Origin of the sequence: Thalassospira permensis NBRC 106175, assembly GCF_000714555.1 — a bacterium.
Lineage (GTDB): Bacteria > Pseudomonadota > Alphaproteobacteria > Rhodospirillales > Thalassospiraceae > Thalassospira > Thalassospira xiamenensis.
In genome coordinates this window covers 54,357-75,992 of record NZ_AUNC01000008.1, presented here as the reverse complement: position 1 = coordinate 75,992, position 21,636 = coordinate 54,357, and the positions used below count along the sequence as shown (strand labels likewise).

At 53.9% G+C, this 21,636-nt stretch carries 21 protein-coding genes; 6 read left to right on the top strand and 15 right to left on the bottom strand.

Annotated features, from left to right (window positions below; genetic code table 11):
• Nucleotides 1–38: 38 nt before the first annotated feature.
• On the top strand, nucleotides 39–494 hold the full coding sequence (locus SMB34_RS05830) for a hypothetical protein (RefSeq protein WP_037988385.1): 456 nt from the start codon (nucleotides 39–41) through the stop codon (nucleotides 492–494).
• 97 nt (nucleotides 495–591) lie between these two features.
• Here the strand turns inward: SMB34_RS05830 and pheT are convergent, their stop codons facing one another.
• The 8 genes from pheT to SMB34_RS05790 form a co-directional block, all read right to left on the bottom strand.
• Nucleotides 592–3,000, bottom strand: coding sequence for a phenylalanine--tRNA ligase subunit beta (gene pheT, locus SMB34_RS05825; RefSeq protein ID WP_007088702.1), 2,409 nt, complete (start codon nucleotides 2,998–3,000; stop codon nucleotides 592–594).
• Nucleotides 3,001–3,004: 4 nt separating this feature from the next.
• Nucleotides 3,005–4,075 carry a phenylalanine--tRNA ligase subunit alpha gene (gene pheS, locus SMB34_RS05820; protein ID WP_007088701.1) on the bottom strand — a complete coding sequence of 357 codons (1,071 nt, stop codon included), beginning with the start codon at nucleotides 4,073–4,075 and terminating at the stop codon, nucleotides 3,005–3,007.
• Between the two features lie 117 nt (nucleotides 4,076–4,192).
• Complete coding sequence (rplT, locus tag SMB34_RS05815; RefSeq protein ID WP_007088700.1) at nucleotides 4,193–4,549, bottom strand: 50S ribosomal protein L20; 357 nt, start codon at nucleotides 4,547–4,549, stop codon at nucleotides 4,193–4,195.
• A 16-nt stretch (nucleotides 4,550–4,565) separates the two neighbouring features.
• On the bottom strand, nucleotides 4,566–4,763 hold the full coding sequence (gene rpmI / locus SMB34_RS05810) for a 50S ribosomal protein L35 (RefSeq protein WP_007088699.1): 198 nt from the start codon (nucleotides 4,761–4,763) through the stop codon (nucleotides 4,566–4,568).
• 349 nt (nucleotides 4,764–5,112) lie between these two features.
• Nucleotides 5,113–5,517: a response regulator gene (locus tag SMB34_RS05805; protein WP_007088698.1), complete on the bottom strand. Its 405-nt coding sequence runs from the start codon at nucleotides 5,515–5,517 to the stop codon at nucleotides 5,113–5,115.
• A 38-nt stretch (nucleotides 5,518–5,555) separates the two neighbouring features.
• A complete protein-coding gene (gene infC / locus SMB34_RS05800) occupies nucleotides 5,556–6,071 on the bottom strand; it encodes a translation initiation factor IF-3 (RefSeq protein ID WP_007088697.1) in 516 nt (171 codons plus the stop codon).
• Nucleotides 6,072–6,319: 248 nt separating this feature from the next.
• Nucleotides 6,320–7,336, bottom strand: a complete 1,017-nt coding sequence (locus tag SMB34_RS05795; RefSeq protein ID WP_156962646.1) for a glycosyltransferase family 9 protein — start codon at nucleotides 7,334–7,336, stop codon at nucleotides 6,320–6,322.
• Nucleotides 7,333–8,565, bottom strand: a complete 1,233-nt coding sequence (locus tag SMB34_RS05790; protein WP_007088695.1) for a glycosyltransferase family 4 protein — start codon at nucleotides 8,563–8,565, stop codon at nucleotides 7,333–7,335. The genes SMB34_RS05795 and SMB34_RS05790 overlap by 4 nt, the downstream gene beginning before the upstream one ends.
• A gap of 174 nt (nucleotides 8,566–8,739) precedes the next feature.
• Here SMB34_RS05790 and SMB34_RS05785 point away from each other — a divergent pair, with 174 nt between their 5' ends.
• The gene (locus SMB34_RS05785; RefSeq protein ID WP_037988383.1) at nucleotides 8,740–9,402 is read left to right on the top strand and encodes an alpha/beta hydrolase; all 663 of its coding nucleotides are present in this window, start codon (nucleotides 8,740–8,742) and stop codon (nucleotides 9,400–9,402) included.
• Between the two features lie 23 nt (nucleotides 9,403–9,425).
• Here SMB34_RS05785 and SMB34_RS05780 read toward each other — a convergent pair whose 3' ends face one another.
• The 5 genes from SMB34_RS05780 to tsaD form a co-directional block, all read right to left on the bottom strand.
• Entirely contained in the window at nucleotides 9,426–9,776 is a 351-nt protein-coding gene (locus SMB34_RS05780) for a Rieske (2Fe-2S) protein (RefSeq protein WP_037988380.1), read from the bottom strand.
• The gene (locus SMB34_RS05775; protein ID WP_037988378.1) at nucleotides 9,773–10,186 is read right to left on the bottom strand and encodes an EVE domain-containing protein; all 414 of its coding nucleotides are present in this window, start codon (nucleotides 10,184–10,186) and stop codon (nucleotides 9,773–9,775) included. Before SMB34_RS05775 ends, SMB34_RS05780 begins: the two co-directional genes overlap by 4 nt.
• Nucleotides 10,187–10,189: 3 nt before the next feature.
• Complete coding sequence (locus SMB34_RS05770) at nucleotides 10,190–10,468, bottom strand: YciI family protein (protein WP_037988376.1); 279 nt, start codon at nucleotides 10,466–10,468, stop codon at nucleotides 10,190–10,192.
• A 101-nt stretch (nucleotides 10,469–10,569) separates the two neighbouring features.
• Nucleotides 10,570–11,577: an NAD(P)H-dependent glycerol-3-phosphate dehydrogenase gene (locus SMB34_RS05765; RefSeq protein ID WP_037988373.1), complete on the bottom strand. Its 1,008-nt coding sequence runs from the start codon at nucleotides 11,575–11,577 to the stop codon at nucleotides 10,570–10,572.
• Between the two features lie 53 nt (nucleotides 11,578–11,630).
• A complete protein-coding gene (gene tsaD / locus SMB34_RS05760) occupies nucleotides 11,631–12,689 on the bottom strand; it encodes a tRNA (adenosine(37)-N6)-threonylcarbamoyltransferase complex transferase subunit TsaD (protein ID WP_037988371.1) in 1,059 nt (352 codons plus the stop codon).
• A 263-nt stretch (nucleotides 12,690–12,952) separates the two neighbouring features.
• On the opposite strand from tsaD, the gene hemC reads away from it, so the two are divergent.
• From hemC to SMB34_RS05740, 4 genes are all read left to right on the top strand, one after another.
• On the top strand, nucleotides 12,953–13,906 hold the full coding sequence (gene hemC, locus SMB34_RS05755) for a hydroxymethylbilane synthase (RefSeq protein ID WP_037988369.1): 954 nt from the start codon (nucleotides 12,953–12,955) through the stop codon (nucleotides 13,904–13,906).
• A gap of 40 nt (nucleotides 13,907–13,946) precedes the next feature.
• Nucleotides 13,947–14,669: a uroporphyrinogen-III synthase gene (locus SMB34_RS05750; RefSeq protein ID WP_037988364.1), complete on the top strand. Its 723-nt coding sequence runs from the start codon at nucleotides 13,947–13,949 to the stop codon at nucleotides 14,667–14,669.
• A gap of 366 nt (nucleotides 14,670–15,035) precedes the next feature.
• Nucleotides 15,036–16,247, top strand: coding sequence for a COG4223 family protein (locus SMB34_RS05745; RefSeq protein ID WP_240478756.1), 1,212 nt, complete (start codon nucleotides 15,036–15,038; stop codon nucleotides 16,245–16,247).
• Nucleotides 16,244–17,677, top strand: a complete 1,434-nt coding sequence (locus SMB34_RS05740; protein ID WP_037988359.1) for a heme biosynthesis protein HemY — start codon at nucleotides 16,244–16,246, stop codon at nucleotides 17,675–17,677. The genes SMB34_RS05745 and SMB34_RS05740 overlap by 4 nt, the downstream gene beginning before the upstream one ends.
• Before the next feature lie 85 nt (nucleotides 17,678–17,762).
• Here the strand turns inward: SMB34_RS05740 and purH are convergent, their stop codons facing one another.
• The gene (gene purH, locus SMB34_RS05735) at nucleotides 17,763–19,340 is read right to left on the bottom strand and encodes a bifunctional phosphoribosylaminoimidazolecarboxamide formyltransferase/IMP cyclohydrolase (RefSeq protein WP_051682148.1); all 1,578 of its coding nucleotides are present in this window, start codon (nucleotides 19,338–19,340) and stop codon (nucleotides 17,763–17,765) included.
• A gap of 279 nt (nucleotides 19,341–19,619) precedes the next feature.
• The gene (locus SMB34_RS05730) at nucleotides 19,620–21,578 is read right to left on the bottom strand and encodes a polysaccharide biosynthesis protein (protein WP_037988358.1); all 1,959 of its coding nucleotides are present in this window, start codon (nucleotides 21,576–21,578) and stop codon (nucleotides 19,620–19,622) included.
• Nucleotides 21,579–21,636 lie beyond the last annotated feature (58 nt).

Genomic DNA, 21,636 nt, shown 5'->3' with positions numbered 1-21,636 from the left:
TGCCCGCTTGATGACCATCGGCCACGACGGAGCATGGTATGACTAGCACCCGTTTCTATACGGCACTTTCATTGACTGGTTTGCTGCTTCTGGCGGCATGTGGCTCGGACATGCGAACCATGCCAAACAGCCACATGCAATCGCTGGCCAGCCTGTTTGCCGAGCGCGATGTTCATGCCCCTATGCCGCGTGGATGGCGGCAATTGAATGGCAAGGAAATCAACTACCGTTTCGCAAACGAAACTTACGCTGTTTACTCAGTTGACGAGGATGAAGAACTGCTGGTCATGCATCTGTCCGATAACGGAACCGGTCGGCTTGAAGCGGATGACGACTGGGAAAGCTGCACATGGAACAGCATGATCGATCAACTTAACATCGAATGCGATGACACCGATATGGAATGGCGGATTTACACCAATGGTCCGGACATCGTGGCCGTCGACCTTGATGAAGAAGAATTTGCCGTCTTGCGTAAACGACCAGGTGGATAGCTTCCGTGCGCCTTTGCGTACATTCCCACATTCGAACAACAAAAAAACGGGCCGCCAGACAGGCGACCCGTTTTTATTATGCTTGTCGGGGAAAACCCTAGGCGCGCAAAGAACCGCCTGTTGCCTTTTCGACAGCAGCGACAACCTTTTTACAAACCCCGTCGATTTCTTCTTCGGTCAGGGTTGCCTTGGTCGGCTGCAAGGTGATCGAGAAAGCAATTGATTTCTTGCCATCCTCGATACCTTTGCCGGCATAAAGATCAAAGATTGTGACATCCGAAATCAGGTTACGGTCCACATTCCGTGCTGCCTTGACGATGGCATCGGACTGAACATCCGCATCAAGAAGGAAGGCAAAATCACGTTCGACCGACTGGAAGCTTGATGCATTCAGCAACGGGCGACCGGTGCCTTTTTTCTTTGGCATCGGAACGTTTTCAACGAACAGCTCGAACGCAACGACGCGCCCTTTGACACCCAAAGCTTTCAATACTTTCGGGTGCAGTTCACCGAAATAGCCAAGGATGTTTTTCGGTCCCAGCTGCAAGGCGGCTGATCGGCCCGGGTGATACCACGACGGGGCACCATCGGCATTCACCTGCACGTTGGCTGCGGCAGTACCAAGGGCTTCCAGCAATGCCTCGGCATCCGCCTTGACATCAAACAGGTCAATATCGCGACGGGACCCTGTCCAGCTGCGCGGAGTAGTCGATCCTGACCGCAAACCGGCCGCAACCAGACGCTGATCCCCCGGCTGATCGCCAAAGAATTCCGGACCGGCTTCAAACAGTGCCAGATCAGCAAAGCCGCGCGACTGATTGCGACCGACTGCGGCAATCAGGTTGATCAGCACATTGGGCCGCATCACATCAAGATCGGAACTGATCGGATTGGCAAGGAACAGCCCCGGTTTCAAATCCGCAAACAGTTTTGCCCAACGCGAGTCCGTGAACGACCATGTGACGGTTTCAAACATGCCGCGCGAAGCCAGTGTCCGACGGGTCAGACCGACCCGCTTCTGGAACGGGCTAAGAGCCGGAACCGGCAGGCTGGTTTCACGTTCCAGCGGAACCGTCGGGATTTTGTCGTATCCAACAATGCGCAGCACTTCCTCGACCAGATCGGCTTCGCCAACGATATCCGGACGCCATGTTGGTGCAACAGCCGTAATAACGGGCGCATTTCCGGTAACTTCGAAGCCAAGCGACTTCAGAATTACAATCGCCTGATCGGCGTCAACTTCGACACCCCCCAGTTCCCGGATGCGATCAATGCGAAGATCAAAGCTGTTCCGGGGCGCGGGAACTTCCCCGGCCTTGACCACGTGCGAAACTTCGCCACCACAAAGTTCCGTGATCAGACGGGTGGCAACTTCCATACCCCAGACAATTGACTGCGGATCAACGCCGCGCTCGAACCGGTACCGGGCATCGGAATTGATCTGCAGTTTGCGACCGGTTTTTGCAACACTGATCGGATCGAACAGGGCACATTCGACAAACACATTGACCGTGTCTTCGACACAACCGGTTTCTTCGCCACCGATAATACCACCGATGCCAAGTGCCTTTGCCTGATCGGCAATCACGACCATGCTGTCGGACAGCTCGTATTCCCTGTTATCAAGTGCCGCAAGCTTTTCGCCATTGGTCGCATAGCGCACATTGATGTCACCCGACAGTTTATCGGCATCAAATACATGCAATGGACGGGCAAGATCATGGGTCACAAGGTTTGTGATATCGACAAGAGCCGAAATCGGACGCAAACCGATGGCTTCAAGACGGGCTTTCAGCCATGCCGGGCTTTCGCCGTTTTTAACACCGCGGATATAGCGACCATAAAAAGCCGGGGCTGCGGCATTTTTTGCAATATCGGCTGAAATCGTGACACCCACCGGGCTATCGAACGATCCGGCAACCGCTTCCTGCCGGGGATCTGCCTTTAGTGTCCCAAGACCGGCAGCGGCAAGATCACGTGCAATTCCGCGCACACCGGTACAATCTGGACGGTTCGGGGTCAGGCCAATTTCAATGATCGGATCGTCCGCACCAAGAACCGTTGCAACCTGTGCACCGATTTCGGCATCTTCGGGCAACTCGATGATGCCGTCGTGATCTTCACCCAGGCAAAGTTCGCGGGTCGAACACATCATGCCCTGGCTTTCGACGCCCCGGATTTTACCCGGTTTCAGTTTCGAACCGTCAATCGGGATGATCGCGCCCGGCTGTGCCAGTGCAACCTTGATCCCGGTTCGTGCGTTCGGTGCACCGCAAACGACCTGAATGATTTTATCACCGGTATTCACCCGGCACAGTTTCAGGCGGTCGGCATCCGGGTGCTGGCCAGCTTCTTCGATATAGGCGACACGGATATCCCTAAGCGCTGCGGCACGGTCGGTGACGCTTTCGATTTCAAGCCCGACATCGGTCAGTTTTTCGGCGATAACATCAATCGACGCATCGGTATCGAGGTGCTGCTTCAGCCAATCGAGTGTGAATTTCATGATCTTAGCCTCTCACCATGTTCGGTACATCCAGCGGCACGAAACCGTAATGTTTCAGCCAGCGCAGATCGGTATCGAAGAAGGTGCGAAGATCGGGAATGCCGTATTTCAGCATCGCGATACGTTCGATCCCCATGCCAAAGGCAAAGCCCTGATATTCATTCGGATCAAGCCCACAAGCCGCCAGAACGCGCGGATGAACCATGCCGCAGCCCAGAATCTCCAGCCAGTCGTCGCCTTCACCAATCTTGAGCTCCCCGCCCTTGCGCGAACAGCCAATGTCCATTTCGGCACTCGGCTCGGTAAAGGGGAAGAAGCTCGGACGGTAGCGAACCGGAACTTCATCCAGCTCGAAATAGGTTTTAACAAACTCCAGCAGGCACCCTTTCAGATGACCCATATGGGTTTTCTTGTCGATCACCAGTCCTTCGACCTGATGGAACATCGGCGTATGGGTCATATCGCTATCAGAACGATATGTCCGCCCCGGCGCGATGATCCGGATCGGTGGGGTTTTCGACTGCATCGTTCTGATCTGTACCGGCGAGGTATGGGTGCGCAGCACAAGGCGCGACCCGTCTTCCTGCTCGGGCAGATAGAAGGTGTCCTGCATCTCGCGCGCCGGGTGTTCCGGCGGGATGTTCAGGGCGGTAAAGTTATGGAAATCGTCTTCGACATCCGGACCTTCGGCAAGCGCAAAGCCCATCTCGCCAAAGATCGAGATGATTTCGTCCATCGTCTGGCTGATCGGATGAATCCGGCCTGCAGTCTCGTCCATGCGCGAAGGCAGGGTCACATCGATCCGTTCGCCAACCAGACGTGCATTCAAGGCCGCGTCTTCCAGACCGGATTTGCGGGTCTCGATCGCCTCGGCAACCTGATCCTTGACCGTGTTCAGCATTTGACCGAATTCACGGCGCTGATCCGGATCCATCTGACCAAGGTTTTTCATCAGGCCGGTAATGCGGCCCTTTTTGCCAAGAGCACTGATACGAACATCTTCAAGAGCCTGCAAGTCGGCTGCTTTTTCGATTTCGGCCAGAACCTCTTCGCGCAATGCTTCGATGTTTTCCATAACTTCCGATGCTTTGCTTAAAGTGAATTGGGATAAACAAAAGAAAGGGGACGGCCAATATGGCCGCCCCCGATCAAATCAGGCAAGTGCCGATTAAACCTTTTTGCAAAAGGTTTATTAGCCGAGTGCAGCCTGCGCCTGGGTAACCAGAGCTTTGAAAGCATCGGGTTCGCGCACGGCGATGTCGGCAAGCACTTTGCGGTCCAGTTCAACGCCAGCCTTCTTGAGGCCGTTCATGAACTGCGAGTAGCTCAGACCGTTTTCACGAGCACCGGCGTTGATACGCTGAATCCACAAGCTGCGGAACTGGCGTTTCTTAACGCGACGATCGCGATATGCATATTGCAGACCTTTTTCAACGGCCTGCACAGCAGTGCGGTAAGCATTCTTGCGGCGACCACGATAACCTTTGGCAGCCTTGATAACCTTGCGGTGACGGGCGTGAGAAGACACGCCCCCTTTTACACGAGCCATTTAACTCTCCTTAGCCTTAACCGTACGGCAGGAATTTTTTGACGATGCGGGCATCTGCGTCACAGAGAATCTCCGTGCCACGTGCCTGGCGCTTCATCTTGGTGGGTTTCGCAGTCAACAGGTGACGCTTGTTAGCGACATTGCGACGAACTTTACCCTTTGCGGTCAGGCTAAAGCGTTTTTTAGCGCTCGCTTTGGTCTTCATCTTGGGCATTTTTCTATCCTTGCATAAGCAATGAAACACGAAATTCCCCACGGCGGCTGGGCATGCCCTGAAAGATCAATGATCTTTCCAGCCTCACCACCTGTTTTGGGGACGGGTGGTTATAGACTCCACCCCTTCCTTTTTCAAGGACCTTTTCGCCACTGTCACCCGCGATTTTCCCCGCTTCACCACATCGCGTAAAAGATCAGACTGAAACGGTCACAACAACACACCGTTGGCAGAGATCCTCGCATATCTGCGTGATCCGAAATCGTATTCTGAAAGTCAGGGAAAAAGTCGGACGATCAGGATGCACTCATACATGGCGACAGATCGATGTCAGCCCGGCAGAAATATGTTAAACTGCTGTTTTAATTGTGTGAACCCGACCGATCCACTTCTCGATTCGGCTCAGCAGTTTTTCGCGATTGATCGGCTTTAAGACGAAGTCATTTCCACCCGCGGCGACACCGCCACGCAAATCTTCTTCGCCCTGACGGGCCGTGACATAGATGATTGCACAGGCACGATCAGGGAAACCCGTGCGAACCCGAAGCGAAGTTTCAAAGCCATTCATGCCGGGCATCATGATATCCATCAGAATGATGCGCGGCTTTTTTGTCTTCAGGACTTCCAGAAGTTCCTTGCCAGAGGAAACGCCAACAAAACTGTATCCGCCACTTTCGACGATTCGTTTCAGAAGCACGAGACTTTTAGGGTCGTCATCGACCCCGACGATCAGAAGATCATTCCCGGCTGCCATGGCATTCCCTCTTGCTTGGAAAGGCAAAACGCCGCGGATTAACGCGGCGCCAGCACCATAATCATTATGCGGCCTTCCATCTTCGGCATCTGTTCGGTTTTGGCAAGATCTTCAAGATCCCCCGAAAAACGCTGCAGCATGCCAAGACCAAGGTCCTGGTGAGCCATTTCACGTCCACGGAAACGCAAAGTGACTTTCACCTTATCTCCACCGCCAAGAAACTTCTGCGCTGCACGGAGCTTCACATTGTAGTCATGGATATCAATGTTCGGACGGAGCTTGATTTCCTTGACTTCAATAACCTTCTGTTTCTTTTTGGCTTCGTTCTGTTTCTTGCTTTGTTCGTATTTGAACTTGCCGTAGTCGATCAGCTTACAGACGGGAGGCTCGGCATTCGGAGCGACTTCGACAAGGTCGAGTCCAGCTTCCATCGCCATTTCAATGCCTTCACGAACCGTCATTGGATCAGACATATTGCCTTCAGCGTCAACGACACAGATGGCACGGGCTTTGATATCCTCATTGACGCGCGGACCTTCCTTGGTCGGCTGCATCGGTTTACGTGGTCGTGCTATGGATAATCTCCTTTGGTAATCAAACAAAAAAGCACAGAAACAAGTCGCTGGTGATGCAATAAGTCGCCGGAAAGCACATCCGGTCATGCGTACTGCAAAACGGACCTTTGCCTAGCATATCGGGCCGTCATCAGAAAGCAATGATTTTAGCCTTGGGCAACGGTATTCAAAGCCTTGAAGTCCTTCGCATCCAATGACGCACGACCGACATGGCAGAAACGGCGATATTAATCGACAAGATCAAGGCGATGACGAACCTCATCCATCACCCGGTTAACCGTCAATTCCCTCAGGTCATTCTCTCGCACGATGCTGACGGCGTTGTCCGTTGTCCCGCGCGGCGCACTTTTTTTGGGGTCGGAGTCCCGCGAAAACAGCACAATAGACGGCGCCCCGGCCGCTGCTGCAATGTGCATTGGCCCCGTATCATTGCCAATCGCCAAAACAGAGCGTGCCGCAAGTCCCGCAATATCAAGAAACCCTGTACGTCCCATCAGGTTTCGCGCCTTGGGGCACATACTATCGATTTTGCCAAGAACCTCGGCTTCCTTATCAGTTCCGATCAGCACCGGCGTCAGACGATAGTCGGCAATCTTTTTTGCCAGCAAACCGAACCGCTCGGCAGGCCACCGCTTGTCAGGACGGTGCGGGGCACCGCCAGGACAAATAAGAACAAAAGGACTTCGAACCCCAAAACGGTCCAGATCAATATCCGATCCGGCAATAAACGGCGGTGGCACATTTTCGATCCCGGAGCGATGCAGCTGATCCGCCAAACGGTCAATGGTATGCAGACTGTCACGATCCGGGTTATCGTGTGGATGCGAGCAGCCCTTGGCAATTCCGGACCACTCCGGCGCTTTCCCCGGCCAAAACAGCCGATAGTAAAACCCGCTGCGATCCGATGTTTGCAGATCATAGATCCGATCAAAGTTGCCATTTCGCAGGAAGCGGCGCAGCGCAAGAACCTCACGCACCTGATAAAGCTTTGGCCGCCGGTCTATTGCAATGGCGTCAAAATAACCCGTTGATTTTATCAGGTCGACATAAAGCCGGGTTGTCAAAACCGTGATATGAGCACGCGGATGCGCGGATCGAATCGCGGCAAACGCCCCCATGGCAAGAATAATGTCCCCCAAGGCAGACAGCTTGATGACAAGAATGCGTTCCTGCCTGGCATCCGGCATCACACCCGCGACAATTTCAGCATCTTGCGACATGTCCGAAGTCATCGTTTCTGTCATGCAGCGTTCCTGATCGCGCCTTTGAGCGCCTTTTCATAAACCGCCAGAGTTTTTTCCGCCATCTGGGTCAGGGAATAGTTTTCGATAACATGCTTTCGCCCTTTTTGCGCCAAAGCGGCACGCTTTTCCGGGGTCAACCGCAACACTTGTGTCAATGCGACAGACAATTGCTCAACTTCATTCGGCGTAACAAGCCATCCGGTTTCGCCGGGCAAGACCGTCTCCATGGCACCGCCATGAGCCGTCGAAACAACCGGACGCCCCATTGCCTGCGCTTCGGATGGAATTCGGCCGAAGGCTTCGGGGTCAATTGACGGGCAGGCAACCACATCCGCCAGCATGTAGGCCGCTGGCATGTCGGCACAATGATCAACGATATGCACGATATCTTCGAGGCCAAGCTTCCTGGTCAAAGCCAGCACTTCATCGCGATAAGCCGTGCGCCCCTGATCGGAACCGACCATCAGACAACGCACGTTCCGATGGCCAAGAGCTTCAAACACTGCCGGTAAAGCCTTGATCAGGAAACAATGCCCTTTCCAGCGCGTGATCCGCCCCGGCAACATGATGACATATTCTTCGCCGGTCAAACGCCACTGGTTTGACAATGCAATCAGGCGTTCCTGACTGACATTTTCCGGATTGAACAGGTCTGTATTTGTCCCGCGCGGCACGATATTCAGGCGCGCAGGATCCATTTTATAAAATTTGCGAATATGGTCCGCGATATGATTGGAAATGGCGATGACCTGATCACCCATTGTCATGATCGCGTTATAACGCTTTTTGAACAGGTTGTTATGACCGGAATAAGTGCCATGGAATGTCGTAACAAAGGGAATCCCCGCCTTGCGCGCAGCAAAATAGGCACTCCAGGCCGGCGCGCGCGAACGCGCATGAATAATATCAACGCCCTCTGCACGGATAAGATCGACCAGCGCATCAACATTGCGGCGCATGGTAAACAGATTTTTTGACTTCAGTGGCAGGGTAATATGACGGGCACCAAACCGGTCCAGCTCCCGCTCAAGCCGACCGCCCTGTGAAGCGACCAGCGCAACACCACCACCATCAACAATGGCACGCGCAATATCAACCGTACCGCGCTCCACACCACCGGTATCAAGTTCCGGTAGAACTTGCAGAATTACGGCCGGACGATAAGCCGAACCTTGCACCTGCTGTTCCGGACGATAAACTGACTGGGTCTTGATCTCTGACGCGCTCATGCAATTCCAACCACTAACACCCAAGGATACCCTTCCCGGATGACAAATGACATGCCGACGCCTCAGTATCTCGAGCGGCCTGACGGATTAAAAATCGCATACCATGCGACTCCCGGCAAGCTGACAGAAGTACAAGGCCGACAAAAGCCTGGTGTTCTGTTTCTGGGGGGCTTCATGTCCGATATGACCGGCACCAAGGCCACCCATCTCGAGGCCCATTGCGTACAGCAGGGGCTGGCTTATACCCGCTTTGACTATTCGGGTCACGGACAATCGGCAGGCGCATTCAAAGACGGGACGATTGGACAGTGGGCCCGCGATGCCATTGCCATTATTGACGAAATCACCTCGGGTCCGCTTATTCTGGTCGGGTCTTCCATGGGTGGTTGGATCATGCTGTTGGCGGCACTGGCCCGGAAAGAACGCATCGCCGGACTTGTTGGCATTGCGGCGGCCCCCGACTTCACCGAAGACCTTATGTGGGCGCAATTCAGTGATGCCCAGAAATCTGAAATCACCAAGAACGGAGCCCTGATCGAGCCGACCGAGTATGGCGACGATCCCTATACGATTACGCAGGCTCTGATAGAAGATGGCAGAAATCAGCTACTTTTGCGAAATCCGATCAAACTTGAATGCCCGGTTCGCCTTATCCAGGGCATGCAGGATCCGGATGTCCCGTGGCAGACCGCCATTCGTCTGACAGAAGCACTGGTTTCCAAGGATGTCCGCATAGATCTGATCAAAACCGGTGATCATCGCCTCTCCGAACCCGATCAGCTTGATGTCATCACCAAACATCTTGATGAGGTTATCGAAAAGGTGACGGTCGCCTAAGACCGTCACCATGACGCAGAATTTCAGGCCAGAACGACTTTATTATTCTCGATCTTTACGGCAACGGGTTCCAGCATATCGCCGTCACAAGGACCCGATACGCATAGGCCATCTTCGATCCTGAAACGTGCGCCATGCGTCGAGCAGATGATTTCGTTGTGAATATCACTGATGAATTCATCGGGCTCAAGTTCAAGCGGCACACCAATATGGGGGCAACTGTTGACGTAACCGAAAACCCCTGCATCGTCCCGCACGATGAAAATCCCGGCCCGGCCAGGATTTCCGTCAAGCGATATGCCCTTGGCCCCGGTGGCATCCAGATCGGAAAGTTCGCATAACACTGTTCCGGAGGGCGGCAGATCAACCGTCATGCCGAAACACCACCCATCTCGCAAATCACTGTCCAGGATGCATCATCTATCGGCATGACCGACAAACGGGATTGTCTGAGCAACGGCAATTCGGCAAATCGCGGATCAGCTTTGATATCAGCCAGCGTCACCGGCCTTGGCACCGGTTTGACGGTTTTGAAATCAACCTGAACAAATTTGCCCGTGGCGTCAGTAGGATCGGGATAGGCTTCGCGGACCACCTCGACAATGCCGACAATCCGTTTTTCATTCACCGAATGATAAAAGAAAGCCAGATCACCGATCTGCATGGTCTTGAGGTTTTTTGCCGCCTGATGGTTGCGAACCCCATCCCATCCCTCGACACCCTTCCTGACCTGATCGTCCCACGACCAGCTTCCCGGCTCGGTTTTGATCAGCCAGTATGCCATGGATCAGAATACCTTTTTGAAGGGACGGATAATGACGGATTCGAAAAGACCTGCCTTGCCATAAGGGTCATTTGCCGCAAATTCCTCGGCCTCGGCCTGATTATCAAACTCGATAATGAAGACCGAGCCATTCATGCCCTCAAGATCGGGATCAAGTGTGGGGCCTGCTGCAACGATCCTGTCGGCAAAACCGTCCTTGATATAGGCAAGATGCGCATCACGATTGGCTTTGCGCACAGCAAGATGCCCCGGTTTGTCGACACAGCGAATGTAAAAATGCATGGCAGCGTTTCCTGTCAAAATTGGTTTTGATACCGGTAAATTGACAGAACCTGCTCAAAGGCTCAAGCCGAACAAAAGCTGATAGCGTGGATGTGACCGGATTATTTTCCGGTTTCAAGCTCATCGCGAAACGGGCGCTGCAACAATGCATTGATCGTGCTGCGCAGGTCAGCATCATGGTTGGCGACCTGATCCACAGCACTGCAGATTGGCATTTCAATACCATATTTTGCCGCAACCGCCGCAATTGACGCGGCTGTATGAACACCTTCGGTCACAGAACGTCGTTCGGCCAAAATGGCATCAGCCTTCTGCCCCTGCCCAAGGGCAAACCCGAAGGTGTAATTGCGCGACAACGTGCCGGTGCAGGTCAGCGTCAGATCGCCAAGTCCCGCCAGCCCCATCATGGTTTCAATCCGCCCCCCCATCGCCACCGCCAATCGCGACATTTCGGCAAGGCCACGGGTAATCAGGGCTGCGCGCGCATTATCGCCAAGCTCAAGCCCCGCGACAACGCCACTTGCAATTGCCAGAACGTTTTTGATAGCCCCCGCAACTTCAACGCCGACAACATCGGTACTGAAATAGGGCCGAAACGCCGACGTCCCGATCAGTTCCACCAGATCCTTGCCCAGATTCCTGTCGGAACAGGCAAGTGTAATCGCCGCGGGCAGACCTTTGGCAACTTCCTGGGCAAATGTCGGGCCAGACAGAACCGCAACCGGAACATCGCCAAGCGTTTCGTTCACGACCTGCGCCATAAGCGCACCGGTCCCTTTTTCGATCCCTTTGGCGCAAATAACGGCAGGAAGCGTTTCGGGCCAATGGGGGGCAAGCTTTGACAAAGTGCTTCGAAGATGCTGTGCCGGTGTAACCAGAAGAACCGCGTTTGACTCTCGCAATCCATCAATCGCAATTGTCGCTCTTAATGCTTTCGGAAGCTTCACCCCAGGTAGATAAAGGTCATTTTCACCAGAATTGTCAATGCGTTCCGCCAGTGCACCGTCACGCAGCACAAGCTCGACATCAGCACCAGCCCGAACAGCCTGAATAGCCAGTGCCGTTCCCCATGCACCCCCACCGACGACCGATACGCGCTTGTCCGACATAGTTATTTACGACCTCGACAGATAATATTTGAATAATTGGTGTTTTAGAAAAATCAGGCCTTCACGCCCGCACCCGGGCGCTTGGGCGCTTCGGGATCAAGCGGCCAACGCGGGCGCGGTTTGAAATCAAGATCATCATGCTGCCCCAAACGAAAACGTTCCAGCCCGGCCCATGCAATCATCGCGGCATTGTCGGTGCATAATTCAAGCGGCGGTGCCACCAATGTCATGCTGGCCTGATCGGTCAGTTCCGTCAAACGGGTCCGCAAATATTTGTTTGCCGCAACCCCACCGGCAAGCACCAAAGTCTTGCCCGTCGGATAATCACGCATGAATTCGAAAATTGCATTCCTTGTCCGGTCAATAAGGGTATCCCCTACTGCCCGCTGGAACGAAGCAGCCAGATCAGCTTTGACTTCGGCAGTTTGCTGTTCGACAGGAAACCCGTCGAGATAGATGCGGACCGCAGTCTTTAAACCCGAAAACGAAAAATCACACCCGGGACGCCCGCGTAACGGTCGGGGCAGACCAAACCGGTCCGGGTTCCCGGCCTCCGCCGTTTTTTCAAGCGCAGGGCCACCCGGATAACCAAGCCCCATCATTTTCGCGGTTTTGTCGAATGCTTCACCCACCGCGTCATCGATAGTCGTCCCGATCCGCTTGTATTGGCCAACACCTTCAACGATCAGGACCTGGCAATGACCGCCGGAAACCAGCAACAGCAGATAAGGAAATGCAACATCATCCGTAAGGCGCACCGTAAGCGCATGACCTTCAAGATGATTGACGGCCAGAAACGGCTTCTGGGCTGCAAAGGCAATCGCCTTCGCGGTCATGGCCCCCACCATAACGCCACCAATCAGACCGGGGCCACCTGTGCAGGCCACGGCATCAAGATCGGCAAAATCAACACCCGCATCATCCATCGCTTCGGCGACAAGACGGTCAAGATGTTCAAGATGCGCGCGTGCAGCAATTTCCGGAACAACACCACCATAAGGACGATGATCGTCAAGCTGCGAAAGCACCCTGTTGGACATAACCTCGCGCTTGTCATTCACGACAGCTGCCGCCGTTTCATCACAACTGGTTTCGATACCCAATACGATCATTTCTTGCAAATCCGGCAATAAGTCGCGTCAGATTGACGCATCCTGTGTGGGAAAATTCTGGCAGTGATGTAGCCTAAACAGCACCCGCTTTCCACCCCAAGGCAATGCATTTGCCCTATGCAGGAAAAGCGTCAAAGAAAAAACACTACCACATAAGTCAATGAAACAGGGACATTCATCATTATAATCCGATCCGGTTTGGGTAAGGTGGCATACGCTACCGCCCTTGTTTTCAATCGGTTTTATGACTACAACTCGGGCTCATGACAAACACATCTGATACCGTAAAACTCCGCATCGGCACACGTGGCTCTCCCCTGGCGATGGCTCAGGCGCATGAAGTCCGCGACAAGCTTGCGAAAGCACATCCCGAACTCGCCGCCGAAGGCGCTATTGCCATTACCGTTATTACAACGACGGGCGACAAGATTCTTGATCGCGCATTGTCGGAAATCGGTGGCAAGGGGTTATTCACCAAGGAAATTGATGATGCCCTGATGGGTGGCGAGATTGATCTTGCTGTTCACAGTATGAAAGATGTGCCGACGGTGCTGCCAGATGGCATGATTTTGCCAACGATCCTGCCGCGCGAAGACGTGCGCGATGCGTTTATTTCTCTGAAATACAAAAGCTTTGCCGAAATGCCTGCTGGATCGGTGATCGGCTCGGCATCCTTACGCCGCCAAGCAATGATCCTTAATAAATATCCCGATCTCAAGGTTGTGACATTCCGTGGCAATGTCCAAACCCGCCTCCGCAAGCTTGAAGAGGGTCAGGTGGATGCCACACTTCTGGCAATGGCAGGTTTGAACCGGCTAAACCGTCCAGAAGTTGCAACTGCTGCAATTGCCGAGGACGACATGCTCCCCGCTGTTGCCCAAGGGGCAATCGGTATTACTATTCGCGAAACTGACAACCAGACGCACAACTGGCTTTCTGCTTTGAACTGCCCGGCATCGGCCATCCGCGTCACGGCTGAACGCGCGGCGTTACGTGCGCTCGACGGTTCATGTCGCACCCCTATTGCTGCTCTTGCCGAATATCTCCCGGATGGCAGAATGCGTTTACGGGTCAGCATTGTGCGCCCGGATGGCAGCGAACGACTGGATACTGAACGAATGATTGATGACCCGGACCTGGCAAATGCCGCAGCCGCCGGAACCGATGCCGGTAACGAGCTCAAAGAACGTGGCGGGTCAGACTTTATCTCGGCCTAGTCGGGTTAATGGCGCGATCTGGAATATCAGCGGGGAGACTATGGGACCATTGATCCTCAATACCCGACCGGAAGCCGATTCGCAGGAACTCGAAACCACGCTTCTGCAACGTGGTTATCGCCTGCTTTCGGCACCGATGTTGCGGATCGAGTTTCCCAAAAACCCGGATCAGCTTGATCTTGCTGATGTGCAGGCATTGATATTTACCTCTGCCAATGGTGTGCGTGCCTTTACCCGGCAATGTGATGACCGGCGTTATCCGGCTTTGTGTGTAGGTGATGCCACTGCGCGCACCGCACAACAGGCCGGTTTCACCGATATACGAAGTGCTAACGGTGACATTCACGATTTGGCACGCCTGATCAAAGATCAGATTGATCCGACAAACGGGGCGTTATTCCATCCTGCGGCCCGCAAGGTCGCCGGAGATCTGGGATCACTTTTGCGAGACGGAAACTTCGATATCCGAAGGCAAACCATGTATGATGCCGTTCCGTCCGATTGTCTTCCAGATGAGGTCGTCAGCGCGATTTCTGCCCATCATATTGATGCAGTTTTATTTTTCTCTCCCCGAACGGCGGAAAGCTTTGTTAAGCTGATTGAAAGACACAAGCTGCAAAAAGATCTGGTCGGTACACGTGCAATTTGTCTGAGTTCGGCAGTGCAAGATCGCCTAAGCGTCCTTACATGGCTAAAGACAGAAGTGGCAAAACACCCGACACAGGAATACCTTCTTTCGGCACTAGAGAACGCATTCGCCTGACTTTTCCGCGCCAAGTGGTGTCTCGGAACAACCGCAAACTGCAATGGTCCGACCGTGAAAAAACCAGAAACGCCAAAAACCCACGCTTCCACAGACCCAGCCGAGACAAAATCCGGCTCGTCCGAAACCATTTCCATTGATAGCAAGGGCAATGCAAATATTGCCAAAGAACCTGCTGATCAAAAGCCGGGAACGACGTCGGGTGGGTCAGAAGGTGCGAAACCTTCATCCACATCAAACGCTACCTCAAAGTCAGACAGCCAGAAGTCCGGCACCAAAACGGCAGATGCAAAACCCGAAATCAAACCGGGTATGAGCCAAAAGACTGCTTCCGACAAGCAAGCCACAGACAAGACAGACAAAACCGTGCAAAAAAAGCGTGGTGGTCGCGCAATCCTGTTGTTTGTGATCATTATTGCCGGTGCTTTGGCCACCGGATGGCTGACACGTACCCTTTGGTGGCATGACGCGGAACCCGTCCTGAGCCAGTATGTGCCTGCTGAAATCCTGGCGGAGATCACACCGGCAGACGTGGCGGATAACCAGTCGTCAGGAACTGGTAACGAGCCGACAACCGATAGTCCCACACCATCCACATCTGCCAATGATGCACCCGGAACTTCATCAAGCATAACGCCTGGTGCGCCGGAACGTGACGATGCAATGATCGGCAATGAAGACAACCTGTCTGAGCCGACAGACAATGCTTTTGCCCGCAATGAAAAAGCACCATCAGAAGGTGATGAAACAGTCGTCGTCGATACGGCATTGACCGAACGCCTGTCACGTCTCGAAGGTACGATCAACGCCTTGCGTGAACGCCTTGACAGTGAACGCGGCGATTCGCTGAACTCCACGGTTGCACGCCGGATGGCAGAAATTGAAACCCGCACCGCACCGATTGAAGAACTGGCACGGGTCGAAGCCGAACTTTCTGGTGTTGCAGCAGAAATGCGCGATCTGTCAGCACGTCTGTCAACCATGGAAGAAGAAGTGCGGGCAACTGCCGGTCTTCGGGTTGAAAGCCGTGGCCAGGCCATTGCCATGGCCGTTACGATCCTGCGCGATGCCGTACAGCGCGGCGGATCGTTTATGATCGCGCTTAATCAGCTGGAACGCAGCGGGTCGGATGATCCCGTCATTGCAGAACAGATATCAGCCCTGAAACCGCTTGCGGATCGTGGCGCGCCCACCATCGAAAAGCTGCGCCAGTCATTTCCGGCAATGGCACAGAAAGCCGTGCAGGCATCAAGTGACGACCATTCCGGTAGTGTTCTTGACGCGACCTGGGCCAATATCAAAAAACTGATCCCGGTTCGGCGTATTGATGTTGTCGGCGAAGAATCGCTCGATGGACGTTTGGTGACCGCAGAAACAGCGCTTGAAAGTGATGATCTTGATGGTGCCATTGCCGCCCTTGATGGTATCGAAGGTGACAATGCCAGGGCCGCCGTCAACGAGTGGCTTGAAGACGCCAAAAGCCGTCAGGTGTTGAACGGTGCCATCGCAACGCTCAGTGCACATGCGATCAATCTTCTGACCGGTGATGGGTCTGCAAATACGGGGGACAGCCAATGATCCGTCTTGGCCTGTTCATTCTGATAACTGCAATTCTGGTCACCTGCACGGTCTGGTTTGCCAATAATCCCGGTACAATGACCATCGTCTGGCTCGGCTACAGGTTTGATGGCTCTATTGGCATGGTCGCCCTTGGCCTTCTTGTTCTGACCGGGGTTCTGGTCATACTGTGGCGCTGTTGGTCCGCCATTGCCAATTCTCCCAATTGGCTTGGTCGTATTCTGGGCAGTCGTCGTCGCAAAAAAGGTCAGCAGGCCCTTACCATGGGATTGCTGGAACTTGCATCTGGTGATGTTCGACAAGCATTGAAGCATACCCGTGCGGTCGACCGGTATCTTGAAGATGATACCCTGACCCGCCTGTTAACAGCCCAAGCAGCCGAACTTGACGGAAACAACGAGGCTGCCAAACGTCAATTTGAAGCAATGCTGGAAAAGCCTGATTCAGCATTTTTCGGGTTGCGCGGTTTACTGCAGTTATCGCTGAAGTCCGATAACCGGTCGGAGGCACTCGATTATGCGGAACGGGCCCACCGCCTGCGTCCGCGCAATCCGTCCGTGCTTGTAACGTTATTTGATTTGTTACTGGGTGCAAAACGCTGGGACCGGGCCCTGACCCTGCTGGTGGATGCCCAAAAGGCAGATATCTTTAACGAAGATGAACTGACACGTCGCCGTGCACTTCTGATTACAGCCAAAGCCGAAGACGCAATAACGGATGGTGAAAATGCCGAAGCCATCAAACTTTTGCGCAAAGCTTTGAACGCGCGCCCGGACTTTACCGGCGCGGCTGTTCTTCTGGCTAGGCTTTATGCCGACATTGATCAGCCTGCGAAAGCGCGCGACGTTGCCCTGCAAAGCTGGCAGACATCACCATCCGCTGCCTTGGGTCAAATCTATCTGGACAGTCTTTCCGAAGACGCCTTGGCAAAAGTCAAAGCTGTCGAGAAGCTGATTGCCGCCAATCCGGAACATGTAGAAAGCCAGCTTTTGCTTGCCGAAGCCGCACTTTCTGCCGATTTGTGGGGCATGGCACGCAGCAACCTGGAAAAGGCCATCGCCCAAAAGGCGCAGTCACGTCACTACCGTCTTCTGGCTGATCTGGAATTCCGTGAAAAGAAAGATGCCGCAAAAGCACGTGAACTGCTGGTAAAGGCAAGTCACGCCAATCCCGACCCCGGCTGGCGGTGCGGCGCATGTGGTACGGAAACAGATAAATGGGCGGTAACCTGCCCGTCCTGTCATTCCTTTGGCAGCATTGACTGGCGGGCACCGATGCGCGTGCATAATGATCAGCCCGCATCCGATCCGGCAACGCCAAAACAGCCCGCCGCCATAAAGCGGGATGGGGCAATGATCGAAAACTCCGATCCGATTGATAAAACTGTGAACAGCAGCGCAAAAGGGGAACATCCAGCAACGGCTGTTTGACCCTGATATCCATCCACTGAACACAAAAAACAGGCCGCAGACATAAAATGTCTGCGGCCTGTTTGCTTAAGGTTCAAACCAAAGATTAATGGCGGAAGTGACGCATACCGGTAAACACCATGGCAATACCGTGTTCATCGGCAGCCGCAATGACTTCTTCGTCACGCATTGAACCGCCCGGCTGAATAACCGCTGTGGCACCGGCATTGACTGCAGCCAGCAATCCGTCTGCAAACGGGAAGAACGCATCAGACGACACGACAGATCCCTTGGTGCGCAATTCGCCTTCACCCGCATTTTTACCGGCTTCTTCGGCTTTCCATGCGGCAATCCGTGAACTGTCAACACGGCTCATCTGGCCGGCACCCACACCAACCGTTTTACCGTCTTTGACATAAACAATCGCGTTTGATTTGACATGTTTGCCAACACGGAAGGCAAACAGCAGATCATCAAGTTCGGCTTCGGTCGGCTTGCGCTTGGTGACGACTTTAAGCGCGTCACGCTTTACACGACCCGCATCGCGGTTCTGAAGAAGATATCCACCAGCCAACGACCGAAGCGTCATGTCTTCACTTTCCGGATCCGCCATGCCACCGGTCACCAGAAGACGCAGGTTCTTCTTCGCTGCCAGAACTTCCTTCGCCGCGTCATCGGCATCCGGGCAGATCACGACTTCGGCAAACAGTTTGGCAATTTCTTCGGCAGTGGCTTTATCAAGGGTGCGGTTAACCGCGATGATGCCGCCAAAGGCCGAAACCGGATCACAAGACAGGGCCTTGTTATAGGCTTCAATCAGAGTTGCCCCCTCGGCAACGCCACACGGATTGGCGTGCTTGATGATGGCAACAGCCGGTTTTTCATCAAACTCGGACACCAGTTCGAACGCCGCATCCGTGTCATTCAGGTTATTGAATGACAATTCCTTACCCTGAAGCTGGGTCGCGGTGGCAACGCCCGGACGGTTTTTACCGTTGGTATAGAATGCTGCCTGCTGATGCGGGTTTTCGCCGTAACGCAGGGTCTGTTTCAGTTCGGCAGAAACATTCAGGCGCTGCGGGAACGTTTCGCCAAGCTCGCCAGCAAACCAGCTTGAAATGGCCGAGTCATAAGCACCCGTGCGGGCAAAAGCCTTGGCCGCCAGAACACGACGGGTTTCTGCCGTCGTGGCACCGGCATTGTCTTTCATCTCGGCAACAATGCGGTCGTAGTCAGAAGGATCGACAACCACAGTCACCGACTCATGGTTCTTCGCCGCCGAGCGGATCATGCTGGGCCCACCAATATCGATATTTTCGATGCAGGTGTCGAAATCGGCACCTTTGGCAACGGTTTCTTCGAACGGATAAAGGTTCACACAGACCAGATCGATCGGCGAAATGTCGTTATCCTTCATCGCCTGCATATGGCTGGAAAGAGAACGGCGGCCAAGAAGGCCGCCGTGAATCTTCGGATGAAGAGTCTTGACGCGACCGTCCATGATTTCGGGAAAACCGGTATGATCGGCAACTTCCTTCACAGGGATACCGGCCGCTTCGATGGCCTTGGCAGAACCACCAGTCGACAGGATTTCAACACCCTGTTCATGAAGGGATTTGGCAAATTCGACCAGACCGGTCTTGTCGGAAACAGAGATCAGCGCGCGCGCAATACGAGCAGTCATCGGGTTCGCTTTCAAAAGATCGTCAGTGATGAAGGCACCGGACCCATTGATGATATATCGGCCCACAAAAGAAACCGTTCCGTATGGCTGCGCGTGGGCAAGACTGGCCTTCTGATGAATGAAAACCGATGGTTTTCATTCTGGCCGACACATGATCAATGAGTCCGAACCATGTTTCGCGCGGAGCTTTATCACGCAGACGATAAAATGTGGACCCCGAAATGTTGCATGGCCGCAGACCAGACTGCGCAGACGTACCGTCTTTAAACAGATATCAGGTTATTGACCACTAACCGCCTGATCGAGTTTTCCCGGATCGCTATCTGCAAAGAAGGATTTAACCCCAATCTCGGGCGGCTGAAATTCGGGGACAAGACGCCCCATCAGTTCCAGCGTTTTGTGGGTATCACGATTGACTGCGCTCTGCCCAAGTTCATCAAACACCTGCTTGATCAACGCATAATCAACGACCCGCGGTGCGGCCAGCATGACACCATCCGTTTCAGTCGGCTCTGGCGGCTCACCATCGTGGAACAATTCTTCGTAAAGCTTCTCGCCGGGACGTAATCCCGTTACCTTGATATCGATATCCTTGCCCGGACGCAGGCCCGACAGCAGGATCATCTGACGCGCCAGATCGATGATCTTGACCGGGCGCCCCATATCAAGAACGAATATCTTGCCACCATCGGTGACACCATGTTTGCCAAGTTCGGCGGCCTGCAAAACAAGTTCCACCGCTTCGGCAATCGTCATGAAGTACCGCGTGATGCCTTCGTGCGTCACCGTCAACGGACCACCGGCCTCCAGCTGGCGGCGGAACAGGGGCACGACGGATCCGGTTGAGCCCAGCACATTGCCAAACCGAACCGTCACAAACCGCGTCGGGCCACGCTGATCCGCGGGCAGCGTCTCAAGCGCCTGACAATAACATTCCGCCAAACGTTTTGACGCCCCCATGACATTCGCCGGATTTACGGCCTTGTCCGTTGAAATCAGAACCATGGTGCCAACCCCGGCCGCACGACATGCCTCGGCAACGTTGCGGGTGCCCAACGTATTGGTCAGAATACCTTCATTGGGATTGTGTTCAACCAGCGGCACATGTTTATAAGCTGCGGCATGAAAAACAATCTCCGGCTTTTGCTTTGCAAAAACCTGATCGATCCGGGTTCGATCACGAACATCGCCTAAAATACTCTCACGCGGAAGATCTGGATATTTTTCCGCCATCTCCATATCGATGGCATAAAGATTGTATTCCCCCGCATCCAGCAAGGTCAGACTTTCCGGACCATAAGCAGCAATCTGCCGCACCAGTTCCGACCCGATTGATCCACCGGCACCGGTCACAAGCACCCGATGCCCGGCAATCATTTGACGAACCTTGTCTCGATCAAGGCGCGCCTGCGGACGGCCCAGCAAATCCTCGATCGCTACGGGGCGGATTTGCAGTGGGTCGGCAAGACCTTCCCGCAGATCATTCAACTTTGGCAGGCGCGCAAGGGTAATGCCCCTTTGATCAGCAACCTCGACCCATTTCGTTATATCTTCGTGACGCAGTGCGTCACCGGTCAGAACCAACCGGCGCGGCAGCCCACGCTTGCTATTGGCGAGCTTGCCAAGGATCTCCTCAAGACGGTCTACGGTCGCAAGAACGTTAACGCCGTGCATGTTTCGCCCAACGCGGCTATCGGTCAGCGAAACAATCCCGACAACATCAAACGGTGTATTTGCTGAACGACGCGTTTCACGAATGAAGGCTTCCGCCTCGTCGCCTGCACCAATCAACAGAACCGGCAAACGATGCGTCCCCTGCCGCAGCATTTCACGGGCAGAGGTTTTGTCCTTGGTGATCCGATAAATCAGCCGGGATCCCCCCAGCAGCGCCATTAAAAGGAACCACTGAATAATCGGTGTTGATCGCGGCAACCAGTCAAGCCGCGCGGTCAGGAACAACACAAGAAACAATACGCCAATGGCAACTGTTACCGCCTTGGCAATTCGCGTCAGATCGTTCAAAGACGCATAACGCCAAATCCCGCGATAAAGGCCAAAAAACCAGAAAGAGACTGCGGCGATAACGGTAAAGACTGATGCTGAAAACAGAATGTTCTGCGGATTATAAAAAACCACACCATCGCCCACGCGCAGATAAAGTGCTGCGGGCAATGAAACAGCTGCCATTGTCACATCATGGACAAAGGCAATCTGGCTACGTTGGAATAAACGCGACATTCGGTTCCTTACCGGAATACTGGTGTGGTTCATACTAGCCGCAAGCCTTTGGCAGGGA